Source organism: Pseudomonas sp. PONIH3 (assembly GCF_002934345.1).
In the GTDB taxonomy this organism is placed as follows: Bacteria; Pseudomonadota; Gammaproteobacteria; order Pseudomonadales; family Pseudomonadaceae; genus Aquipseudomonas; species Aquipseudomonas soli.
In genome coordinates this window covers 206,773-228,162 of the sequence record NZ_CP026386.1, presented here as the reverse complement: position 1 = coordinate 228,162, position 21,390 = coordinate 206,773, and the positions used below count along the sequence as shown (strand labels likewise).

At 65.0% G+C, this 21,390-nt stretch carries 15 protein-coding genes; 13 read left to right on the top strand and 2 right to left on the bottom strand.

Annotated features, from left to right (window positions below; translation table 11 throughout):
- Positions 1 to 10 precede the first annotated feature (10 nt).
- Positions 11 to 1,552: an ABC transporter substrate-binding protein gene (locus C3F42_RS00965; protein ID WP_104443817.1), complete on the top strand. Its 1,542-nt coding sequence runs from the start codon at positions 11 to 13 to the stop codon at positions 1,550 to 1,552.
- A gap of 36 nt (positions 1,553 to 1,588) precedes the next feature.
- Here the strand turns inward: C3F42_RS00965 and C3F42_RS00960 are convergent, their stop codons facing one another.
- Together C3F42_RS00960 and C3F42_RS00955 are read right to left on the bottom strand one after the other, a co-directional pair.
- Positions 1,589 to 3,736, bottom strand: a complete 2,148-nt coding sequence (locus tag C3F42_RS00960) for a hypothetical protein (RefSeq protein WP_104443816.1) — start codon at positions 3,734 to 3,736, stop codon at positions 1,589 to 1,591.
- Positions 3,723 to 4,925 (bottom strand): DUF3142 domain-containing protein, encoded by a 1,203-nt coding sequence (locus C3F42_RS00955; protein ID WP_104443815.1) that lies wholly within the window; start codon positions 4,923 to 4,925, stop codon positions 3,723 to 3,725. Before C3F42_RS00955 ends, C3F42_RS00960 begins: the two co-directional genes overlap by 14 nt.
- Before the next feature lie 549 nt (positions 4,926 to 5,474).
- On the opposite strand from C3F42_RS00955, the gene C3F42_RS00950 reads away from it, so the two are divergent.
- The 12 genes from C3F42_RS00950 to C3F42_RS00895 are packed head-to-tail and all read left to right on the top strand — an operon-like array spanning position 5,475 to position 21,283.
- Entirely contained in the window at positions 5,475 to 7,337 is a 1,863-nt protein-coding gene (locus tag C3F42_RS00950; RefSeq protein WP_104443814.1) for a 3-dehydroquinate synthase, read from the top strand.
- A complete protein-coding gene (locus C3F42_RS00945; RefSeq protein WP_038706167.1) occupies positions 7,334 to 8,224 on the top strand; it encodes a UbiA family prenyltransferase in 891 nt (296 codons plus the stop codon). Before C3F42_RS00950 ends, C3F42_RS00945 begins: the two co-directional genes overlap by 4 nt.
- Entirely contained in the window at positions 8,221 to 8,982 is a 762-nt protein-coding gene (locus tag C3F42_RS00940; RefSeq protein ID WP_104443813.1) for an EboA domain-containing protein, read from the top strand. The genes C3F42_RS00945 and C3F42_RS00940 overlap by 4 nt, the downstream gene beginning before the upstream one ends.
- A 36-nt stretch (positions 8,983 to 9,018) precedes the next feature.
- Positions 9,019 to 9,903: a TatD family hydrolase gene (locus C3F42_RS00935; protein ID WP_104443812.1), complete on the top strand. Its 885-nt coding sequence runs from the start codon at positions 9,019 to 9,021 to the stop codon at positions 9,901 to 9,903.
- A complete protein-coding gene (gene eboE, locus C3F42_RS00930; RefSeq protein ID WP_104443811.1) occupies positions 9,900 to 11,132 on the top strand; it encodes a metabolite traffic protein EboE in 1,233 nt (410 codons plus the stop codon). The genes C3F42_RS00935 and eboE overlap by 4 nt, the downstream gene beginning before the upstream one ends.
- On the top strand, positions 11,122 to 12,567 hold the full coding sequence (locus C3F42_RS00925) for an alkaline phosphatase family protein (protein ID WP_104443810.1): 1,446 nt from the start codon (positions 11,122 to 11,124) through the stop codon (positions 12,565 to 12,567). Before eboE ends, C3F42_RS00925 begins: the two co-directional genes overlap by 11 nt.
- Positions 12,546 to 13,688, top strand: a complete 1,143-nt coding sequence (locus C3F42_RS00920) for a hypothetical protein (protein ID WP_104443809.1) — start codon at positions 12,546 to 12,548, stop codon at positions 13,686 to 13,688. The genes C3F42_RS00925 and C3F42_RS00920 overlap by 22 nt, the downstream gene beginning before the upstream one ends.
- A 10-nt stretch (positions 13,689 to 13,698) precedes the next feature.
- Positions 13,699 to 16,086 (top strand): hypothetical protein, encoded by a 2,388-nt coding sequence (locus C3F42_RS00915; protein WP_023630891.1) that lies wholly within the window; start codon positions 13,699 to 13,701, stop codon positions 16,084 to 16,086.
- A gap of 57 nt (positions 16,087 to 16,143) precedes the next feature.
- A complete protein-coding gene (locus tag C3F42_RS00910; RefSeq protein ID WP_094009970.1) occupies positions 16,144 to 17,067 on the top strand; it encodes a hypothetical protein in 924 nt (307 codons plus the stop codon).
- Between the two features lie 19 nt (positions 17,068 to 17,086).
- Positions 17,087 to 18,379: a hypothetical protein gene (locus tag C3F42_RS00905; RefSeq protein ID WP_104443808.1), complete on the top strand. Its 1,293-nt coding sequence runs from the start codon at positions 17,087 to 17,089 to the stop codon at positions 18,377 to 18,379.
- A gap of 3 nt (positions 18,380 to 18,382) precedes the next feature.
- A complete protein-coding gene (locus C3F42_RS00900) occupies positions 18,383 to 20,194 on the top strand; it encodes a hypothetical protein (protein ID WP_104443807.1) in 1,812 nt (603 codons plus the stop codon).
- Positions 20,195 to 20,227: 33 nt separating this feature from the next.
- Positions 20,228 to 21,283, top strand: coding sequence for a hypothetical protein (locus C3F42_RS00895; RefSeq protein ID WP_038706172.1), 1,056 nt, complete (start codon positions 20,228 to 20,230; stop codon positions 21,281 to 21,283).
- The last annotated feature ends 107 nt before the right edge of the window (positions 21,284 to 21,390 follow it).

The following is a 21,390-nucleotide window of genomic DNA, read 5'->3' as shown; positions in this document are numbered from 1 at the left end:
GAGCTTGAGCATGAAACCCACTGCATTGAAGTTACTCACCGCCGCCGTGCTGGCCGCCAGCACCCTGGCCGGTGGCATGGCCCAGGCCGCCGGCGTGCTGACCATCGGCTGCCGCGAGGAGAGCACCACCTTCGACCCGATCAAGAGCGCGCAGAACCGCGACAGCTGGGTCTTCGCCAACGTCTACGACGTACTGGTGCGCGTCGACAACAGCGGCACCAAGCTGCTGCCGGGCCTGGCCGAAAGCTGGAAAGTCTCCGACGACGGCCTGACCTACACCTTCAAGGTTCGCGAAGCCAAGTTCTCCGATGGCTCGCCGCTGACTGCCAGCGATGCGGCGTTCTCCCTGCTGCGCATTCGCGACAACCCCGGCTCACTGTGGTCCGACTCCTACAAGATCATCGACAAGGCCGAAGCACCGGATGACCGCACCCTGGTGGTGACCCTGAAGAACAAGTCGGTGCCGTTCCTCGCGCAGCTGGCCACCGCCAACGTGTCGATCCTGTCGAAAAAGGCCATGGACGCCATCGGCGAAGAGGCCTACGCCCAGGAACCGGTGACCTCCGGCGCGTTCAAGGTCAAGGAGTGGCTGCGCGGCGACCGCGTGATCCTGGAGAAAAACCCCTACTTCTGGGAAGCCGACAAGGTCAGCCTGGACGGCGTGGAGTGGATCTCGATCCCCGACGACAACACGCGCATGCTCAAGGTCCAGGCCGGCGAACTGGACTCGGCGATCTTCGTGCCGTTCTCCCGCGTTGACGCGCTGCAGAAAGACAAGAGCCTGACCATCCACATCGACCCGTCGACCCGCGAGGACCACCTGCTCATCAACCATGAGAAAGGCCTGCTGGGCAAGGTCGAGGTGCGCGAGGCCATCGACCTGGCGATCGACAAGAAGGCGCTGGTGGAAACCGTGACCTTCGGCCATGGCGAAGCGGCCTACTCGTACATTCCAAAAGGCGCGCTGTACCACAATGCCAACAACCCGCAACGCCCGTTCGACCCGGCCAAGGCCCGTGAACTGCTGAAGAAGGCCGGTGCCGAGGGGCTCAAGGTCAACTACGTGGTCAACGCCGGCAACGAGGCCGACGAGCAGATCGCCGTGCTGGTACAGAAGCAGCTGGCCGATGTCGGCATCACCGCCAACCTGCAGAAGGTCGACCCGACCCAGAGCTGGCAGATGCTGGTCGATGGCGACTACGACCTGTCGGTGATGTACTGGACCAACGACGTGCTCGACCCGGACCAGAAGACCACCTTCGTGCTCGGCCACGACACCAACCAGAACTACATGACCCGCTACCACAACGACAAGGTCAAGGACCTGGTGGCCGCGGCCCGGGTGGAGACCGACCCGGTCAAGCGCGGGCAGATGTACCAGGACCTGCAGAAGCTGGCCAAGCAGGACGTGCACTGGATCGACCTGTACTACAGCCCGTACATCAACATCTCGCGTAGCAATATCCAGAACTTCCTGCAGAACCCGTTGGGCCGTTTCACGCTCGAGGAAACGGTGAAGCTGGATGCAGGGGTGACGACTGCACAGAAGTGAAGGTCAGGGGGCGGCTGATGGCCGCCCCTTTTCGTTTCACACCTTGGCCTTGCGCCGTCGCAACCACATCCAGGCAACCCCCGCCAATACCACCAACCCCACCGGTAGCGCCTGCGCCTTGTACGGCCGCAACGCCGCCCGCGCGGCATCCAGCTTCTCTGTCACATAGCGTTTGTTGGCCTGGTCGAACCGGGGCGCTTCGCACTGGTTGCCGAAATCCTCTGCCCACTGCACGAACGGCCCCTGCTGGACGTAGCGCTTGTACAGCGCGCTTTCCTGCTCGGTGCCCGGCACCCAGCCCGCCGCCGTGCACAGCACCGCGGCGAAGGCTTGGCTGCTGCGCGGCAACTGGTCCGCGGCCTGGTTGGCCAGGTCGGCGGCGACATAACGATAGTGGTAACGCTGGTCGGGCTTGGCCTCGGTCGCCAACTGGCGCTGCACTTCGCCGGCACCGATGAACGGCCCGGGCTGCAGGGTGGCGCTGCCCAGGCTGAAGCTGCCACCCAGCCAGGCATAGTCCGGTGCCATTTCGTAGCCGAGGATTTCCATGCCGGCACCGCGTGCCAAGGTGGCCGCGGCGAACAGCGCCTCGGCGCGGCCCGTGGCCGTCCAGCGCGAGGCGGCCTCCTGGCGATGCTGGCCGTAGGCCTTGGCATCGGCCTGCAACTGCGCCGTGGCGAAGTAGCCGGGCGCCTCGTCATAACGGCCCTCACGCAGCAGACGTCGGCCCAGCAACTCGCGCAGCTGCGTCGCCACCGGTCGCGGCACATAGCCGCCCTCTTCCACCTTGGGGGCCGGTGGCGCCGGCACATGGGCATCGACATAGCCCTTGAGCTCGTCCAGGGTCAGCACGCGGTCGGCCACGTTGGCCGTATCCTGCCAGTAGATGTCCTGGCTGCGATACAGCAGGTCGAAGGCCTGCAGGTAGTCGCCGCGCTCCAGCGCCAGGATCGCGCCCTCGCCTTCGACCCGGCAGCCGGGCTTGACGCTTTCGTAGTCCCAATCGGGTGTCTGTCTGGAGCCCCACGACTCTTCGCGGGGGAACGCGGCGGCGGCCTTGGCATAGGCAGCGGCTGCCTGGGCCTTGTCGCCATCGCGCAAGGCCAGCTTGGCGCGCAGCCACCAGGCAAGGCCGGTATCGCCGGCCTGCTGCAGATAGCTCCTGGTCGCGGCATAGTTGCCTTGCTGGTAGGTCAATGCAGCCAGGCGGTCGGCGTCTTCCAGCTTGTCGCCGACACTGGCCTGCAGCAACCCGGGCAGGCGCCGGGCCTGGGTTGGCGGCTGGCCGTCGTAGTCCCAACCGACATGGCTGAGCAGATAGGCGGTGAGCAGCTTGCGTGGCATCGGTTGCGCCAACTGCGTCTTCAGCTGTTCATCCGGCAGGCTCACCAGTTCGTTGGCAAGTTGCCTGAGCGAGCTGTAGCCACTGCCCGAGCCCAGACGGCTCTGGCTGGCATACAAGCGGATGGCGCTGTTCCAGTCGCCGGCGAGCTTGGCCAGGCGGGCCTCCTCGCCAAGGCTGGCAACCCCCAGTTCCAATGGGTCGCTGAAGCCTTCGGCGCTGAGCGCGCGGGCTTGCTGGAAAGCCTCGCGCGCCTGGGCTTGCAGGGCCTGCGGGGTCTGTTGCGGATCATCACTGGCCGCGAAGCTGCGGGCCATCAAGGCCCGCCCCAGCGAGTAGGCTGCCCAGGTGCTGCGCAGCTTGCGTTGTTCAGCTGGCAGGGCCAGCACCTTGGCAAAATAATCCGCGGCCAGGGCGTGGTCGCCGGTGTCGAAAGCCACCGCGCCGGCAATGTACAGGCGCAGTTCATCCGGCAATTCGGCGCCCTGCTCCAGCACTTGTTGCGGATCCGCCAGGGCACGCAGTTGCGCGACCTTTTCGCGCAGCGATTGCGGTAGCTCGCTTGCCTCGATACGGCTGCGCTGCTCACGGTAAGGTCGGTCGTTGTCGTCACTGTCCCAGTAAGGAGTCAGGGTCACATCGGTGGCGGGCTTGAGGCCTGCGATCTGCTCGCCGAGGCGATTCACCTCGAAGCCGAAATTGCCCTCCGGCAACTCGGCCAGGGTATGCGCCCGATCGCCGAGCAACTGCATCGGGAAGTCCGGGCCACAGGCCAGCGCCGGAACGGCCGGCACGCTCAGGGACAGGTACAGCAGGCGCCGGGGCCAGTTACGGGTAGACATTCCATGCTCCTTGATCGATTCCATGGCAGCGCGCCCAGCCGAGGACGCGCCGGCCGCCAGCGGCGAGACGCGCGCTGGACTGGCGGTTGAAGATGAGGTGTTGCGGGGATTGCTGCAAGCGGTAGCCGTTGAGCCCGTCGGCGGCGTCACAGGATGCGACGTTCAGCTCCACCCGCGCAGGTATCGGCAGGTCGAGATTGCCGACGTTGACCAGATTGATGTCGCGCAGCCCCGCCTGCCCGGACAGTTCGACCCGCCAGTGGCTGGCGAGCGCGTCGCCTCGCGCCACTGCCTTCAAGGTGGTCAGGCTCCAGGCGCGGCGGTCGCCGGGCAACGGTAGGCGGAACCAGATCAGCCCGGCCAGGTGCGCAGGTGGCTGGTGGCGCAATTGTCTGCCCAGGTCCGCCAATTGCTTTGGATCGGCCAGCAGTTCGCGGCGTTCGCCGCCACGACTCAACGGTGTTTCGCTTTCCACAACGGGCGCGCCACCGGTATCAGGCAGCAACGCGACGCCATAGGCGGGCAAGGCCAGGTAGAACGGCTTGTCGCCGACGCGACTCCAGCGTTGGGCCCATTGCCTGGCCTGTGCCGGATCGAACAGGCCGCGCCGCGGGTCGCTCACTGCGTGCACCTGCAACACACTGCTGTCCACCGCCTGCAACAGCGCCGGCAGCTGCGGGCTGTCGAGCCAGGCGGGCAATGCGGTGATGCTCAGCTTCAGGCCCGGCGGCAGTTGTGCGCGCAGTTTCAGGAGAAATTCGCCATAGCCTGCAAGGCGAGCACTGCCGCTGTCATGGTCGATCTCCAACCCCTCCAGGGCCACACCCGCGGCCTGCCAGTCCGCCAGCAGGCGCGCCATCTGTGGGCCTGCCTCCTGCAGGTCGAGCGCCGGCAACTGGCCGTCCAGGCGCACCACGGCGATCACTGGCCGGCCATCGGCCTTGAGCCGTGGCAGGTCGACCAGCGCCCTGCTCCACCCGGCTTTGGGCTGCGCTTGCAAGGCCAGTACGCGCAAGGTCGAAAAGTCGGCGCGGCTGTCCGCCAGGGCTTGCTCATGGGCGGGTTGCCATTGGCGTTGCCAGATATAGAGCTGCTGGTCGAGCGGCAGTGCGGGCTCAGGCCGGCAGCCGGCGAGCGCGCCGAGCACGACACAGAAGAACAGATGACGCAGGGACGGGGTGGCGGGCATGCAATCCTTTGTCTGGCGCGTTGGGCTGCCGGTGGCGAGGCGGCGATATTACCTCAACTCAGCATCGAGGCGGCGTCCTGCCAGCTGGAGTACAGATGTTCTCCATGGACGTATATGCGAGGATTACCGTTGGTGAGTAAAGAGCCTTCACTCAGCACGCGTCATTTTAAATAGCTGCGTACTAGTTAGAAGACTATCTAACTTGACTTCAGCTACGAACTTGCAAGGCGAAGAATAATGACCAAATTAATTGATTATCATTCACCAGCCAAACCATACAAGCTTCAAGATTAATTATTTATATATAGTCAGGATTAATAATTCGCAAGCATTCTAATGCACTCATAAAAATCACGTGTTTCATCTAACCCTTCGCCCCACATTTCCTTGCAAAAGCGAAGCGGCCGACTAGTTTTGTGTTTGTCTTCGCCAACATCATAAATACAACTCCCTCGCCAATAAGTTCAGAGGAGTCCATGTCCTTGCGCCCATTGGCGTGACGTTCGATTGCTGAAACGGAAATCAGTCAAATAACAAGAGGGACGCTTGATGAAGCGCAACCGCGGGTATCGTGCGCTCTCGCAAAGAGGGCCGGGCAAACATTTCTGGTTGTCAGTACTGTGCTTCTCAGGCCTGGTGATCGCCAGCTTTGTATTATTCGAACAACAGATCCAGAACTTCCTTTCCCACCTCGAACACTTCCTGCCTTCGACCCCCGCCCAGATGCTTACCCTGGCGGTGCTGCTGATCGGCTTGCTGGCGCTGGACGTGGTACTACCCGTGCCGTCGAGCATGGTCGCGCTGTTTGCGGTGGCGACGCTTGGCAGCGTTGGCGGCTACCTGGTGATCTTCATCGGCCTGTGCCTGGGTGCCGGGCTGGGGTATGCGCTGGGGGCGGGGTATTTTCGCCTGCTGTCCAGCCGCCTGGGCCTGCACCAGCGCCAGCCGGGGCAACTGGCGTATCGGCTGGGCACGCTGTCGTTGATCTGCCTGCGCGGCGTGCCGGTGCTGGCGGAAACCTCGGTGGTGGCGGCCGGCATGCAGCGCTATCCGTTGCGCGCCTTCATCCTGGTCACCACCTTGGCCAATGCCGGCCTGGCACTGGCCTACAGCGCCATCGGCAGCTTCCTGGTCGCGCAGAACGCGCTGCTGGTGACCCTGCTCGCCGGCATGGTCCTGCCCGCGTTGTTCATTGCCGGGTACAGCCTGTTCAAGGCCTTGCGCAAGGGTGAACCACTGCGCGGGCGTTTCACGGTCAGTTACGACTACCCCGTGGTGTTCACCGAGCACCTGTTCGATCCGCTCAACACCTGCCTGCATCGCCAGCTCACCGCACAGCAGCGTGGTCGGGTAACAGTGCTGGTGTTCGCCGACGAACAGCTGCTGCGTTGCGCACCGCACCTGCCGGGCCAGATCGACGCCTACTTTGCCGCCCATGCCGCGGACCTGAACCTGAAAGCCGCGCCCATCGCCGTGCCGGCCGGTGAGCTGAGCAAGGACGCACAGGTATTGCAACAGCTGTACAGCGACATGCTGAGCCATGGGCTGGACCGCCATTGCTTCGTCCTGGCCCTGGGCGGCGGCGCCGTGCTGGACGCGGTGGGCTACGCCTGCGCCACCTTTCACCGGGGCATGCGCCTGATCCGCATCCCCAGCACGGTACTGGCACAGAACGACGCCGGCATCGGCGTGAAGAACGGCATCAACGCCTTCGGCCAGAAGAACCTGCTCGGCGCCTTCTACCCTGCCTGCGCAGTGATCAATGACTTCCAGCTGCTCACCACGCTTGCCCACCGCGACCGCATTGCCGGCCTGGCCGAGGCGGTCAAGGTGGCGCTGATCAAGGACCGCGCCTTCTTCGAGTGGATGGAGCGGGAGGCCGACGCCCTCGCCCACTTCGATCATCCGGCCAGCCGTTACGCCATCCGCCGTTGCGCCGAGCTGCACCTGGGGCACATCACCGGCGCTGGCGACCCCTTCGAACGCGGCAACGGGCGCCCCCTGGACTACGGCCACTGGGCGGCGCACAAGCTGGAAAACCTCAGCCAGCACCGCCTGCGCCACGGTGAAGCGGTGGCGGTGGGCATGGCCCTCGACGGGCTCTATGCCAATGCCCTGGGTCTGTTGAGCGATGCCGACAGCGAGCGCGTCATCAGCTTGTTGCTCAGGCTTGGCTTCAACCTGTGCCCGCCGGAGCTGAGCCTGAAAGATGCGCATGGACGTTCGCGAGTGTTGCTTCGGCTCGAGGAGTTTCGCCAGCACCTGGGCGGGCAGCTGTCCATCCCCATGCTGAGCTGCATCGGCACATCGGTCGACCTGCACGAGATCGATGACGCCCTGATGGAACAGGCGCTGCTGCGGCTGGTCAGCCAGCGCGCGCCCCTCACCCTGGGCGAGGGCTGCGCGCAATGAACCCGATCGCCCCGGACCTGAAAACCTGGCTGACCGTTGGCCGGGTCTCCAACCTGCCCACGGTGTGGACCAACACCCTGGCCGCCGCCCTGCTGGCCAGCAGCGCCGGCGCCCTGGCGCCACCCTCGTCGCTGGTGTGGCTACTGCTGCTGGCCATGCTGTCGCTGCTGTACCTGGCCGGCATGCTGCTGAACGACCTGCTGGACGCCGATTGGGACCAACAGCACAGCAACGCCCGCCCCATCACCCTCGGGCTGGTCAGCCGGCGGCAGGTGCGCCTGGCCATCTACGGGTTGCTGCTGCTGGCCGCGACCGCGGCGCTCGGCCTGAGCCGCCTGGTCGAACAGCCGCACTGGCTGCTGGGCAGCGTCACCCTGCTGGTGGGCTGCATTCTCGGCTACAACCTGCTGCACAAGACCCACGTCCACAGCGTCTGGTTGATGGGCGCGTGCCGCTCGGCACTGTACCTCACCGCGGCAGCCAGCCTGGCGGTACCGGCGCAGCCCATCTGGCTGTGCGCGATCCTGCTGGGCGTGTACATCAGCGGCCTGACCTACCTGGCACGCCAGGAGCACCTCAACCAGTTGCTCAGCCGCCTGCCCCTGCTGCTGATGCTCAGCCCGCTGGCCCTGGCGGCCTACGCCGACACCCTGTGGTTCTGGCCGGTGTTGCTGCTGTGGCTGGGCTGGTTGGGCTGGCATTACTGGCTGCACCTCGCCGATCCGCGGCGCCGGCAAGTACGTGCCTTCATCGGCGCGGGGCTGGCGGCCCTGCCGCTGTTCGATGCCCTGGTGCTGGCGGTGGCCGACCAGCCCCTGGGCAGCCTGCTGTGCGTCCTGGTGTTCTTCCTGCTTCCACACCTCCAACGCTGGATCAAACCGACATGAACAGTCATATCGCTTCGTCGCCAACGGCGGCGCTGGACATGCGCCACGACTGCCTGGCCGAACGGCAGCAGGCCTTGATCGTGCAACTCGATCAGGCCGAGTTGCAGTGGTGGCACCAGGCGCAGGAACGCCTCGGGCAGTCGCCGGACGCCAACACCGCCGCCCTGCTGAGCAGCCAGTGCAAGCGCCGCATCGGCGACCGGGCCATGCCCGACGATGAGGGCTGGAGCCAGTTGCAACTGGCACGCGCGCTGCTGCTGGCGCAGGTCCTCGACCAGCAACCCGAGGCCGGGCAGCTGCCTTTGCTGCGCCAGTTGTTCCTGTGGGGCGACGACCAGGAAAAGGTCGCCCTGCTCAAGGCCCTGGACTGGCTCGACAGCCGTGGCGCGTGCCTGGAGCTGGCCTTGCAGGCCGGGCGCACCAGCAACAGCCAGGTGTTCGCCGCCCTCGCCCTCGACACCCTCTACCCGTCCCGCCATTACCCGGAGCGTGCGTTCCACCAGCTGGTGCTCAAAGCGCTCGGCATGGGGCTGGACGTGAGCCGCCTGCGCGGCCTGAGCGAGCGTCAGGGCGTCACCCTCAACCAACTGGCCCTTGATCTGCTGGATGAGCAGCTGGCTGCCGCGCGCCCGGTCTCCGGCGGTCTGTACCTGGCGATTGCCTTCAACCTGCTCAGCCCGGCGCAGCACCAGCGGCTGCTCGGCCTCTGCCGCCAGCAATGTCTGCCCCGCGGCTGGCATGAGCACCTGGCCACCTGATACCCGACGATGCCTTCTCCCTGACGAGGATTCACCATGCCCAAGTACTTCGACCCGCATATCCATATGGTCAGCCGCACCACCGACGACTATCAGAACATGGCTGCCGCCGGCATCACCGGGGTGATCGAACCCGCGTTCTGGCAGGGCCAGGCCAGGACCAGCCTCGGCAGCTTCGTCGACTACTTCGACACCCTGCTGGGCTGGGAGCGTTTTCGCGCCAGCATGTTCGGCATCCATCACTTCTGCACCATCGGCCTCAACCCCAAGGAGGCCAACGACCTGTCGATCGCCTATGAGGTACTCGAGGTCCTGCCGCGCTACCTGGTCAAGGACGGCGTGGTGGCGGTGGGTGAAATCGGCTACGACGACATCACCCCCGAGGAAGACCGCTTTCTCGCCGCGCAACTTGAGCTTGCCAGGCAATTCAACCTGCCGGTGCTGGTGCACACCCCACACCGCGACAAGATCGGCGGCACCAAGCGCACCCTGGCGGTGATCCGCGAAGTCGGCATCGCCGAGCACCTGGTGATCATCGACCACCTCAACGAACTGACCCTGCCGCTGGTGCTCGACAGCGATTGCTGGCGCGGCCATTCGATCTACCCCAACACCAAGATGTCCGAGCAACGCATGGTCGCGCTGCTGCAGCAGTACGGTACGGAAAAAATGGTGGTCAACAGTGCCGCCGACTGGGGCATCAGTGACCCGCTCAAGGTGCCAAAGACCGGCCAGGCGATGCTGGCCGCAGGCTTCAGCGAGGCCCAGGTCGAACAGGTGCTGTTCCACAACCCGGTGGATTTCTTTGCCCAGAGTGGCCAGCTGGACAAGACCCTGGTCAGCACCCCGCTGCCCATCGACCAGCGTCGCCAGTGGCAGGAAAACTCGGCCCTGCGCGGCCAGGATCCGGTGGTCAAATGAGCGCTGGCCGGGGTTGGAGCGCCTCGCAGCTCGGCTACTGCGGCAACGTGCACCCGGCACCTGACCTGGCCGCGCTGCGCGCCTCCATCGAGCAACACTTCCAGGGCGTGCGCAGACTGCGCGGGCTCGACGTGCAAGACAGCGGGCTGTGGATCAGCGCCCGCGCCGCTTCCGAGTTGCGCCAGGCGCCGGCACGGCAGGCGTTTCTCGACCTGCTGCGACGCAGCGGGCTGCGCCTGACCTCGCTCAACGGCTTCCCCTACGGGCAGTTCCATGAGGGCGCGGTGAAGGCTGCCGTCTACCTGCCCAGCTGGGCCGAGCAGCAACGGCTGGCGTACAGCCTGGAGCTGGCACGGCTGCTGGCCGAAGCGCTGCCGCCGGACTGCCGGCAAGGGGTGATTTCCAGCGTGCCGCTGGGCTATGCCGCCCACTGGAGCCCGGCGCTGCAGCAGCGTGCCGAGGAACAGCTGCGCCAGCTCACCTCGGCGCTGGCCCGTCTGCACCAGGAAACCGGCAAGAAGATCATCGTATGCCTGGAAATGGAGCCGGACTGCGTGCTGCAAACTACCGACCAGGCCGTCGCCTTCTTCCACCACTGGCAGGCCAGCGACCCACACCATGAATACCTGGCACTGTGCTTCGACGTCTGCCACCAGGCGGTGATGTTCGAAGACTGCCGGCAGTCCCTGGAAAGGCTGCGCCAGGCCGGGGTGCCCATCGGCAAGATCCAGCTTTCCAATGCGATGATCTGCCGCCTGCCGGCCCAGGACATTCGCCGTTGCGCCCAGGTACTCGAGGTGCTGGGCGGCTTTGCCGAAGCCACCTATCTGCACCAGGTACAGGCGCGCGACAGCCAAGGCCATCTGTGCGCCTGGGCGGACCTGCCTGCTGCGCTCGCTGCCTGCCTGGCGGAGCCCGGGCGCTACCGGGAGTTGCGGGTTCACTTCCACATCCCGCTGTTCAGCGAACACCTGCTGCTGCCGGAGCTTGGCGCCAGCCAGGCCGCCCTGGCGCAGACCTTCGATTTTCTCGCGGCGCACGAAGACATCCGCCCCGTCCTGGAAGTGGAAACCTACAGCTGGGGCGTTCTGCCTGCGCAACTGCGACCCACCACCGCCGCTGCGCAGCAACAGGGCATCAGCGACGAGTTGCGTTGGGTCGAGGAGCAGTTGCGCCAGCGTCGCCTGCTGCAACCCAACCCACAGGAGGTCTGCGCCGATGCCCTCTGAACAGCCCCGCCAACCGCTGCTGCTGATCAACGTGGTCGGGCTGACGCCTGCGCTGCTGGGCTCGGCGACGCCGCACATCAACCGGCTGTTGCAAAACGCCAGGATGGCCAGCCTGCAACCGGTGTTCCCTGCCGTCACCTCCACGGTGCAGGCCTCGATCCTCACCGGCCTGCCACCGGCCGGGCACGGCATCGTCGGCAATGGCTGGTACTTTCGCGACCTGGCCGAAGTGCGTTTCTGGCTGCAACCCAACGCCCTGATCCAGGGCGAGAAGGTCTGGCAGACGCTCAAGCGCGAACTGCCGGGCTTTCGCTGCAGCCAGTTGTTCTGGTGGTACAACATGTACGCCGACGTCGATGCCGCCATCACCCCGCGCCCGCACTATCCGGCCGATGGCCGCAAGCTGTTCGGCCTGTACTCGTCCCCGGCAAACCTGCATGCGCGGATCGAAGAGCAGATCGGCGCGTTTCCGTTCCCGGCGTTCTGGGGGCCGGCCGCCGGCATCGCCTCCAGCCGCTGGATCGTCGATTGCGCCATGGCCGAGTTCCAGCTCGATCGCCCGGACCTGCAGCTGGTCTACCTGCCCCATCTCGACTACTGCCTGCAGCGCCTCGGGCCAGGGCACCCGTCTATCGTCCACGAAGTGCAGGCCATCGACGCCGAGGTCGGCCGCCTGCTGGGCTTCGCCAAGACGCAAGGCGCGGCCGTGATGCTGCTGTCGGAATACGGCATCGAGGCAGTCAGTCAATCGGTGTCCATCAATCGCCTGCTGCGCGCTGAAGGTCTGCTGCAGGTGCGCCAGTCACTGACCTGGGAACTGCTCGACCCCGGCGCCAGCGCTGCCTTCGCCGTCGTCGACCACCAGATTGCCCATGTCTACGTCCGCCAGGCCCGCGACATCCCTCGGGTCAAAGCCCTGTTGCAAGGCCAGCCCGGCATCGAGCGGGTGCTGGACAGGACCGAGCAGCAGGCCTGGCAGCTGAACCACGCGCGCAGTGGCGAACTGGTCGCCATAGCCGCCGCCGATAATTGGTTCGACTACCGCTACTGGCTCGACGATCGCAAGGCACCGGACTTCGCCCGCACCGTGGACATCCACCGCAAGCCCGGCTACGACCCGCTGGAGCTGTTCATCGACCCCACCATCCGCTTCCCCAGGCTGAAAGTGGCGCGGCGCCTGCTGCAGAAGAAGCTCGGCTTTCGCTACTACATGGACCTGATCCCGCTCGACACCTCGATGGTGCGTGGCAGCCACGGCCGTCTGCCCGCCAGCGCGCAGACCGGGCCACTGCTCATTACCGATTGTGATCTGCCGTTGCCGGGCAGCCTGCCGGCGACCGCGGTGAAGCAACTGCTCCTGCAGCATTTCCTGGGGCACTCATACACCGACCTGGCCAAAGCCAAGGAGCTTACATGCGGCGAGCCATCTCAATAACCGTCCTCAGCGCACTGGCCGGACTGGCCCAGGCCGAGGGCTCTACCCCCTTCGATTGCAACCAGTTCATGCAGTTTGGCGGCAACGTCGACCAAGCCCGGCAGACCTTCGCCCAAGGGCCGGAAAGCATGAGCTGGAACTGGTTCGTCTGCCTGAACCAGCCGGTCGAGTCGAACAGCCCCAATCGGGTCTGGGAAACCCTCAAGCCTTCGGACCAGGTCTACCTGAGCAATGGCGCCGCACCGCTGCCCTGGGGCCAGAGCGAGCCGGTGCCGGCCGCGGTGCTGCAGGCCGCCCAGGCCCAGGGCCTGAACCCCGATCGCACGTTCCACAACCTCAACGCCGTGCAGCAGGTGGACGGCCTGATACTGGAAATGGGCGGCGCGGTACCCACCGCGCAACAGGGGCAACCGGTGCGTTTCCAGCTGTTGATGGGCGAGGACACCTTCGACTACATCGTGCAAAAGCAGGTGTACAACGTGAACGGCCAGGCCGCCTTGACCAGCAACCTGGCCTTTCCCTCCACCGCCTGGGAGCTCAAGGCCGCCTGGCTGTGGATCGGCAATGACCCGGATTATCAGCAGCAACTGCAAGGCGATGGCTACTACATCGCCCAGGCCTACTACCAGCAGGACAACGGCCAGTACCAGGTCGGCTACGCCGCGCTCAGTGGCCTGCACGTGGTCAACAAGCTGAACCCGCAATGGGTCTGGACCACCTTCGAGAATCGCAACAACGGCAAGTACACCGTGACCAACGCGATTCCCCCGACCCCGATGAGCAACAGCACCGGGCCGACCCCGGCGGCGCAGACCGCCAACACCACCTTCCAGGCCATGTACCCGGCGCTGGCGCAGTACGAGCTGATCGGCACTCAGTCCGAGACCAATCCGAAGTTGCTGGCCAACTCCCAGCTCGAGTCGGCCTTCCAGAGCCAGTCCTCGTGCTTCGCCTGCCATGGCACGGCGGCCTACTCCAAGACCAAGGGCTATTTCAATTTCGCCCAGAAGCAGCAAGGCGGGATTGTCTATCCGACTGCCGAAGTGCCGGCGTCCGAGTTCGCCGGGTACAACAAACTGGACTTTGTCTGGTCGCTGAAACGCGCCCAGTGGCAACGCTAAGGAGCATGACATGAGCGTACTGAACTTCCCGCGCATCTATCTCGGCGGCCATATGTTCTGGAGCCCGCCGACCGCCAACAACAACGACATGTTCCCGCTCTACGATGCCTCGAAGATGCGTCTGAACTGGCGTTTCCTCGAGTACTACGGAATCAACCCGGCGAATGCCAGCAGCAAGTTGATGCCATGGGTCATCGCCCCGCAAGTGCTGCTCGAAGCGCCAACCTATGTGACCCAGGTGCCGGGCAACGTCTCGCAGAATCCCAGCGTGATGATCCCCGGCGAGTGGAACCTGTTTGGCGACAATGCCTGCGGCACCGTCAACTACACGCCAGCAGACCCCACGATCCCGGCGACCGCCTCCATCATCACCGGCGGCGAGCTGCCCGGTGGCGGCTATGTCAGCCAGGACCCGCTGATCAACCAGACCTACAACCTGCTCGGCAACCCGTTCGGCAGTGACGCCCCCACCCCGGCGCGCTTCGTCGACGTCAGCCCCTGGCAGAACACCTTCACCGCGCTGTACTTCGACCGGCTGGTACTTGGCGACGCCCAGTGCGGCCTGACGCTCAAGCGCGAGCACCGCATGCTCGACCGCTTCCTCAACTTCAACTGGGCGACCCTCGGTGGCCTGATCTATGTGACCACCACCTGGCAGACGTGCTTCCCCAAAGAGAACCTGAGCTGGGCCCTCGGCAACTCGCAACTGCTGCAGAACCTGCAGCAACAGATGGAGCAGCAGAAGGCCAAAGGGCTGATGTTCCGTTTCTCTACCTACCTGACCTGCTACGACATGAACGGCATTTTCAACGACCAACCGCCCATCATCACCCACACCGTCGACTCGAAGATCCTGGCCAATGTGCAGGCGATGTACCAGAAAGGCCTGGACAATGTCGGCAGCATCTTCTTCAACCCCGCCTACAGCCGCACCGCCGGCACCCTGGGCCTGTGGTTCGACGACGAGTTCCCCACGGCACCGGCCGGGCGACGGCTGGTCCCTGCTGATCCGGTACAGTTGCAGAAGGACGGTGTGAACTTCAAATCCATGACATTGGGGGTCATCTCGGCGCAGGTGCATGACGACACCCTGTCGCTGGACCTGCTCAATGGGTTCCCCAGCTATTCGCTCGACCCGAAGGCCAAGATACCGGTGGCGGCGAAGTTCGACGCCGGCAGCTACCAGCTGGGGATACGCCAGGGCGAGCAGTTCACGCCTTTGGCCGGTTTCGGCTACGACGACTATCAGCAGGCAGCCTTCGACAAACGTTCGGGGATCCTCGACCTGCCGTTGAGCGCCGAGGCGCAGAAACAGCTGCAAAGCGGAGCGCTGGAGCTGCAGCAGCAAGGCGCCACCCCCGTGCAGGCGGCGACCCAGCAGATGTGGACCGCCGAAGTGGTCGAGAGCGCCAGCTTCATCGACGTCGGCGACAGCAAGACCTTGCAGATCATGGTGCAGTACGACGGCCTGCCCGCGCCGGCCGGTACCGTGCTGACGGTGGCCGAATACAACAACGCCTACATGATGTGCACCACCGACTATTACCTGGCGTTCAGCAACCCGGCCGACTTCACGCTGTTCCTGGAGGACCCGGACAATCCCGCCAACAACACCCCCAACCTGCCGCAGTTCGTCGGTACCCCGTCGCTCACCCGCCAGTTGAGCGAAGGCACGGGCCGTAGGCTCACGGCGGTCCACCCCGCCGGCCCGACCACCGACATGAAAGCGGTTAGCTACCAGCAGTACCTGCCCACGCCAGGTTCGGTGGCCCTGAGCCCCAGCCTGGCATTCGCCAACCCCGTCCAGGGCCAGGGCACACTGAAGGATGAGCCGAAGGGCAACGTGCAGTTCAGCACCACGCAGATCACCACCGACGCCAACGGGGTTGCCCTGCTGACTGTCAAGGCCGTGGCGCCGGGCTTCCCGACCTTGCGCTTCTTCGTGCATGAGGACAAGCAGCCGCCGCAGATCCCGTTCAGCTTCAAATTGATGCAAACCTACACCGACTTCCTCGCGCCGCTGCGCGTGTTGCCGCAGGAGCCGGAGATACAGCAGGCATTCGTCGATGCCTGGAACCAGGTCTACAAGCAGCAGAACGCCGGCCAGCTGATCTGGGAAAGCTTCATCTACCCGTTCATCCTGCAGCCGTTCTTCTACATGTACCCGATCATGAACAAGTACATGCCGCTGAACTCCCTGGCGCGCATAGAAGGCGCGGTCGACCAGCTGATCGTGCTGATCAGCAAGGAGTACCAGGAGGAAAGCACCCTGGCGATGCCCATCACTCGGGACATGCCGCAAAGCCGCCGGGCGGTGCTGGAGCTCTGGGCCCAGGCCCTGGTGAAACGCAACTACCCCCCCATCCCGCTGAGCATGAGCGACTTCCCGCAAGGCTGACCGGCAGGACTGCCGGGTGACGAGGCTGTCACCCGGCACACTTCACAGGAGTGTCCCATGAAAACCCGCATCCTCTACCGACTGTTGCTGCTTGTCCTGCTGCTGTGCCCCTCGCTGGTCGCCCAGGCCGACGACAGCGCCGTCTACTTCACCATGGGCGTGCACAACACCCTGGGCTGCGATGCAAGCAACGGCAACTGCATCGCCAAACGCGCACCGAGCGACCCGTCCGATCCGTTCTTTCCGGCCTACTGGATCAGCGACTGGACGATGTACCGGGTGATGCACAACTACCAGAAGAATCCGCCGCCCTACAGCAACCCACCGGCCACCCTGGCCCCGGCCGACTACACCGTGTCCCGTGGCACCAGCTACTACGACACCACCTACATTCCAGCCGATGGCGACGGCTTCGGCGCCATGATGGAGCACTACGAGAAGTACTGCCTGCCGATCTTCCCGATCAAGAACAACAACTACACCTGCTCGTTCGTGTCCCTGGGCAACAAGGCCTACTTCCTCACCTACCCGCAGGACCGGCCCAAGGACATGCCGGCCTGCTGCATGTTCTCGCCGATGAACCACCCGCCTCGGCAGGATTTCATCAAGCACCTGCCCTACAGCGCCACCCGCAGCCAGCACCTGGACGCCAGCGTGCAGGCCTATGCACTGGACCTGGACTCGCCGCAGGGACCGATCCTGTTCGGCTATGCCTTCTACAACAAGGCCTCGGGCCAGCCGCCCTACCGGCAACCGCAGTCGTTCTACTTTTCCGGGGATGCCAGCATCGCCAACGCACCGATCGTCAGCCAGAACTACACCGGCTTTCGCATTGCCAAGCCCGACCCGGCCCAGACCTGGGCGCAGGTCGCCGCCATGTGCCCATCGAACCCGCCGCCCTGCCAGCTGTTCGAGCCGCCAACCGGCCAGAGCAACGGGCACAAGGCGCAGTGGAACAAACTGATGCAGCGCAAACCCTGAGCCACGACGAAGGATCGCCATGAAAGCCATACTGCGTTTATCCGTGATAACCCTGGGCCTGGCCAGCCTGCCGGCATTGGCCAGGGAACAGGCCTTGCCCTCGTCCCAGGCCACCCAGCTCGATTGCCAGCCACCCAGCAGCGCGCCGGCCGCCAACGCCAGCCAGGACCAGTTCGATCGCTACAGCTGGCAGCTGTTCATCGCCTTGAACTGGCCGGCCCAGGACCGCCAGCGCGGCAACCCGGACTGCACCCGGCAGCCTGGGGACGCCGGCTACACCGTCTGGCAGACCTACAAGAGCGTCGATGAGATCTTCCTGCCCGGTGGCGCCAATCCCGGCCCCTGGAACACCCCGCAGGGCGCCAGGAGCCTGGGCATCATCAACATCGCCGCGCTGAAGAACAGCTCGCTGGTCAACGCCATCGACCAGGCGGTTGGCGGCTGGCTGATCGACCAGGCCGGCAACCCGACCTACTACGATATCTCGGCCAACGAGGCATCCTACGACTACATCGTCGCCAACCAGTTCTACAACGCCGATGTGGTGTCCAGGGCAGCCAACATCCAGTTCCCTTATGGCGTCATCGAGATCAAGTCGAGCTGGCGCATCCTCGGCCCCCGTGACAACGCCAGCCGCTACCTGACCATGCTGGCGCGGGTGGCCACCTTCGATGACCAGGGTCGGCGCAACGGCGTGACCGAGGCCTTCCTCGGCCTGGTGGGCCTGCATGTGATCACCAAGGCCAAGGGCTATCCGCAGTGGATCTGGTCGACCTTCGAGCAGATCGACAACGTGCCGCCCAAAGCGCTGGTGGGCGGCCAGTGGGTCGACCAGCCGGCATCCGGCACCGCTTATTCCTACTTCAACGCCGACGCGCCCGCCGCGAGCCTCAACCAGTCGCCCTGCGACTGGCAGACCCAGGGCACGCAACTGGTCTGCGTGCCCAAGCCCGGCACCACCTTCCAGACCCCCAACCCGCTGAACCGAGTCACCCCGATCGCCGATGTCACCCAACAGGTCAACGCTGCCTACCGCGCCGACCCTGGGCTGCAACGCAGCGTGCTCAAGTACTACCATCTGGTCACCACCCAGCGCCCGCTGATGCCCGACAACCCCGGTAATCCGCTGGGCCAGCCGACGCCCTCACTGTCAGCCAACGTCACCATGGAAAGCTACATCCAGCCCAACAGCAGCTGCATGAACTGCCACTCCATGGCCACGGCGGTGAGGAGCCCGTACAAGTCCGACTTCTCCTACCTGTTCAAATTCGCCCATGCGCCCCTGGGCAAAACCATCAAGGACGAGGATTGAACCATGAGCATCCTGAATGGCCCACGCCTTAATTTCTGGGGTGGCATCCGCACCGATGTCAGCCTGCCGAACAACTCGCCGACCATCCCCTACGATGGCAACGACGAGTGGCCGATCTTCGACCTGACCACCTCGACCCTGGCGCCGGGCGCCCAGTCCTTCACCGACGACCAGTTGAACGCCATGCTCAATGCGCCGACGGGTGACTACTACACCGCCGGTGGCTGGAACCACTACGGGCAGCACCTGGTCGATCTGCAGAACGCCATGATCAGCTCGCAGGGCTGCCCCGGCAGCGTCGGCACCAGCGGTGACCTGGTGGGGCAACCGGTGTACCTGCTTGGCTCGCTGGACCCGGCGACCGGCCAGCCAACCAACTCCGGCCCGATGATGGTGGACCTGGACCCGACCTCGACGACCACCACGCAGATCTTCGTCGGCGGCCTGCAGATCGGTGGCAACAGCGATACCCAGCTGCTGATCCGCTGCGACACCGTCTGCAGCAGCCTTGATGTGAAGAAGCGCGTGCTGCTGCCCGCGTCGATGGACGCGCCGGGCTCGTTCCGCCTGAGCGGCACCTTCCAGCTGACCTTCCCGCTCGCCAGCATCGTCAGCTGGAACCGCGACAGCCCCGGGCTGCGCGCGATCATCCAGGCGCCCGGGGCGACCGGGATCGTGTTGCGCTTCGTGATGTTCGAGATGTGCCCGGCGATGACCACCGCGCAACTGGACGCCGACTACGCCGCGGGCCGATATACCCCGAACCCGAGCATCGGTCGGGTCATCGGCACCCTGGCCCCGGCTTTTGCCAACGAACCCGCCAACTGCCAGCCCGGACGACAGCTGGTCAACCAGAGCACCGGCGGCACCGCCTACGCCGAGCTCGCCGGCAGCGGCCTGCTGAGCGTCGACATGGTCAACCTGATACCCAAGCAGACCTTCAGGACCGTGCGCGACGACATCACCAGCCCCATCGGGCCCAACGCCAACTACGGGCCGGTCACCTTCACTGCCGGTACCGTACCCCTGGCCACGCTCGATCCGAACAGCGACCTGATGCGCAACTACTACGTGTATGGCGGCCTGGTCGACTTGCCGCTCGACCCCAGCCAGCAGCAGGCGACGAAAACCTCAGTACTGCACGTCGACGCCCCCGGCGCCGTCGCCGGCACCCTGTTGCATGCCTGCGAGTCGGTCTATCGGGTCTACGCCGACCAGCGCAATGTCTATACCGAGGACTACCCCGACGGCCTGTCGATCACCCTGCAGGTCCGCTACCTGGGTGGCCCGGTAACCACCCTGAGCAAGATAGCGCTCGGCACCGGCCCTTCCGGCCCGGTCTACGGAGCGCCGGAAAACTGGGACTTTCTCGACGTGCCCGATACCTTGGTCGTCGAGGCCGGCCAGCTCGCGGTCAGCCTCCCGGTCAAGGTCAAGCCCGGTACCGACGCACAGGCCGGGTTCGTCACCCTGAGCTACTCCGTCAATGGCCTGGCCGCTGGCAGTTTTTTCACCAACTTCCGCAAGTTCGCCAGCACCGACTTCGGCATCGCCACGGGCAGCACCATCACTTGGCAGCAGGTGTACCCGAATGTCCTGCGCTTTCACTACCTGGCCTTCCCCGCCATGTCCCGGTACGTGCCGCTGAACCAGCCCGACGCGATCATGGCGGCGAAGGGGCCGATCCTCGCCCGCACCGCCGATGCCTACAAAGGCACCACGCTGTTCATGCCGGTGGTGCGTTCGATGTCGCCGAGTCAGCGGGCGCTGCTGCGCGCCTACCTCACCGGCGAGCCGTGGCAGCCACCGCAGTAGCCGCTACCCCTGTTCGCTCACGGAGAGAAGCCGATGTCTGCAACTATTCATATCCCCACACATCCACGCGCAACGCTGCGCCCCAGCACCCTCATCGCCGAGGGTCTGCTCAACCCACGCGGCATCTGTCTGCAGGCCGATGGCAGCCTGCTGCTGGCCGAGGCCGGGTCCGGCCTGCCCGAGCAGCCCTTCAGCGGCCGGATCAGTCGACTGCGACCGGACCCGACCTCACCCGGCGCCTACTTGCCCGGGGAAACCCTGGCACAGGGTTTTCGCACCATGAACATGCAAGCGCGCATGTTGCGCGACGAAATCATGGGGTTGTCGGACATCGCCTGCGGTGACGGACGCTGCCTGGCCAGCCAGACCGACTATGTCGAGGGCTCGAGGTTGCTCGACCTGCAGTTCAACCCGCCCGAGCCGGTGTTTCACAGTCGCGGCAACCTCAACGCACTGTGCTTTCATCCATCCCGGCGCAGTTGGCTGGCGGTCAAGCCCGATAGCAACCAGTTGGTGGAGTTCGTCGATGACCAGCAGGAGCGCGTGCTGGCGCAGCTGCCCGAACTGGAGCAAGGCCAGGAGGCCGTGCCCGTCACACTGGTGTACGAACCTGACACGGACGCAGTGCTGATCAGTCTGTTCTCCGGCGAGCTGCACGGTGACCCGCTGCGCAAGGGCATCGACTTTGCCGACAGGGCCGGACAGGTCATCCGGGTCTGGCCAGCCGATGGACGCATCGAGGTAGTTGTCCAGGGTTTGCAGCTGCCCACCGGCCTGGCCCTGGATCGCAGCGGCAACCTGCTGGTGCTGGAGCTCTGCGACAGCGTGCAGCAACCTTTGACGCCTGACTGGCAAGGTGAGGCGCGGCATGGCGGCTTCACCCGTTTCTCAGGCAGGCTCCTGCACTGCAACCTGCAGACCGAGCAGGTGACGGTGCTTGCCCAAGGCCTGGATACCCCGTCCAACCTGTGCCTGGTGCGCGATGGGGTGTTGGTCAGCGAAGGCATGGGGCTGCTGGGGCGGGCACTGCCCACGGCAGGGGGCGAGGTGGTGCCGTTGGCTGGCAGAGTTCGCTGGGTGGGGCTTTGATACGGCGTACATTCCAGCTAGGTCGGCATTCAAGGTGAGTCAGCGGCAAGGCGATAAAGCCGCAAATTTTGATGGCTTGTTGTTTACCGACGCGATTGCAGTCCTGT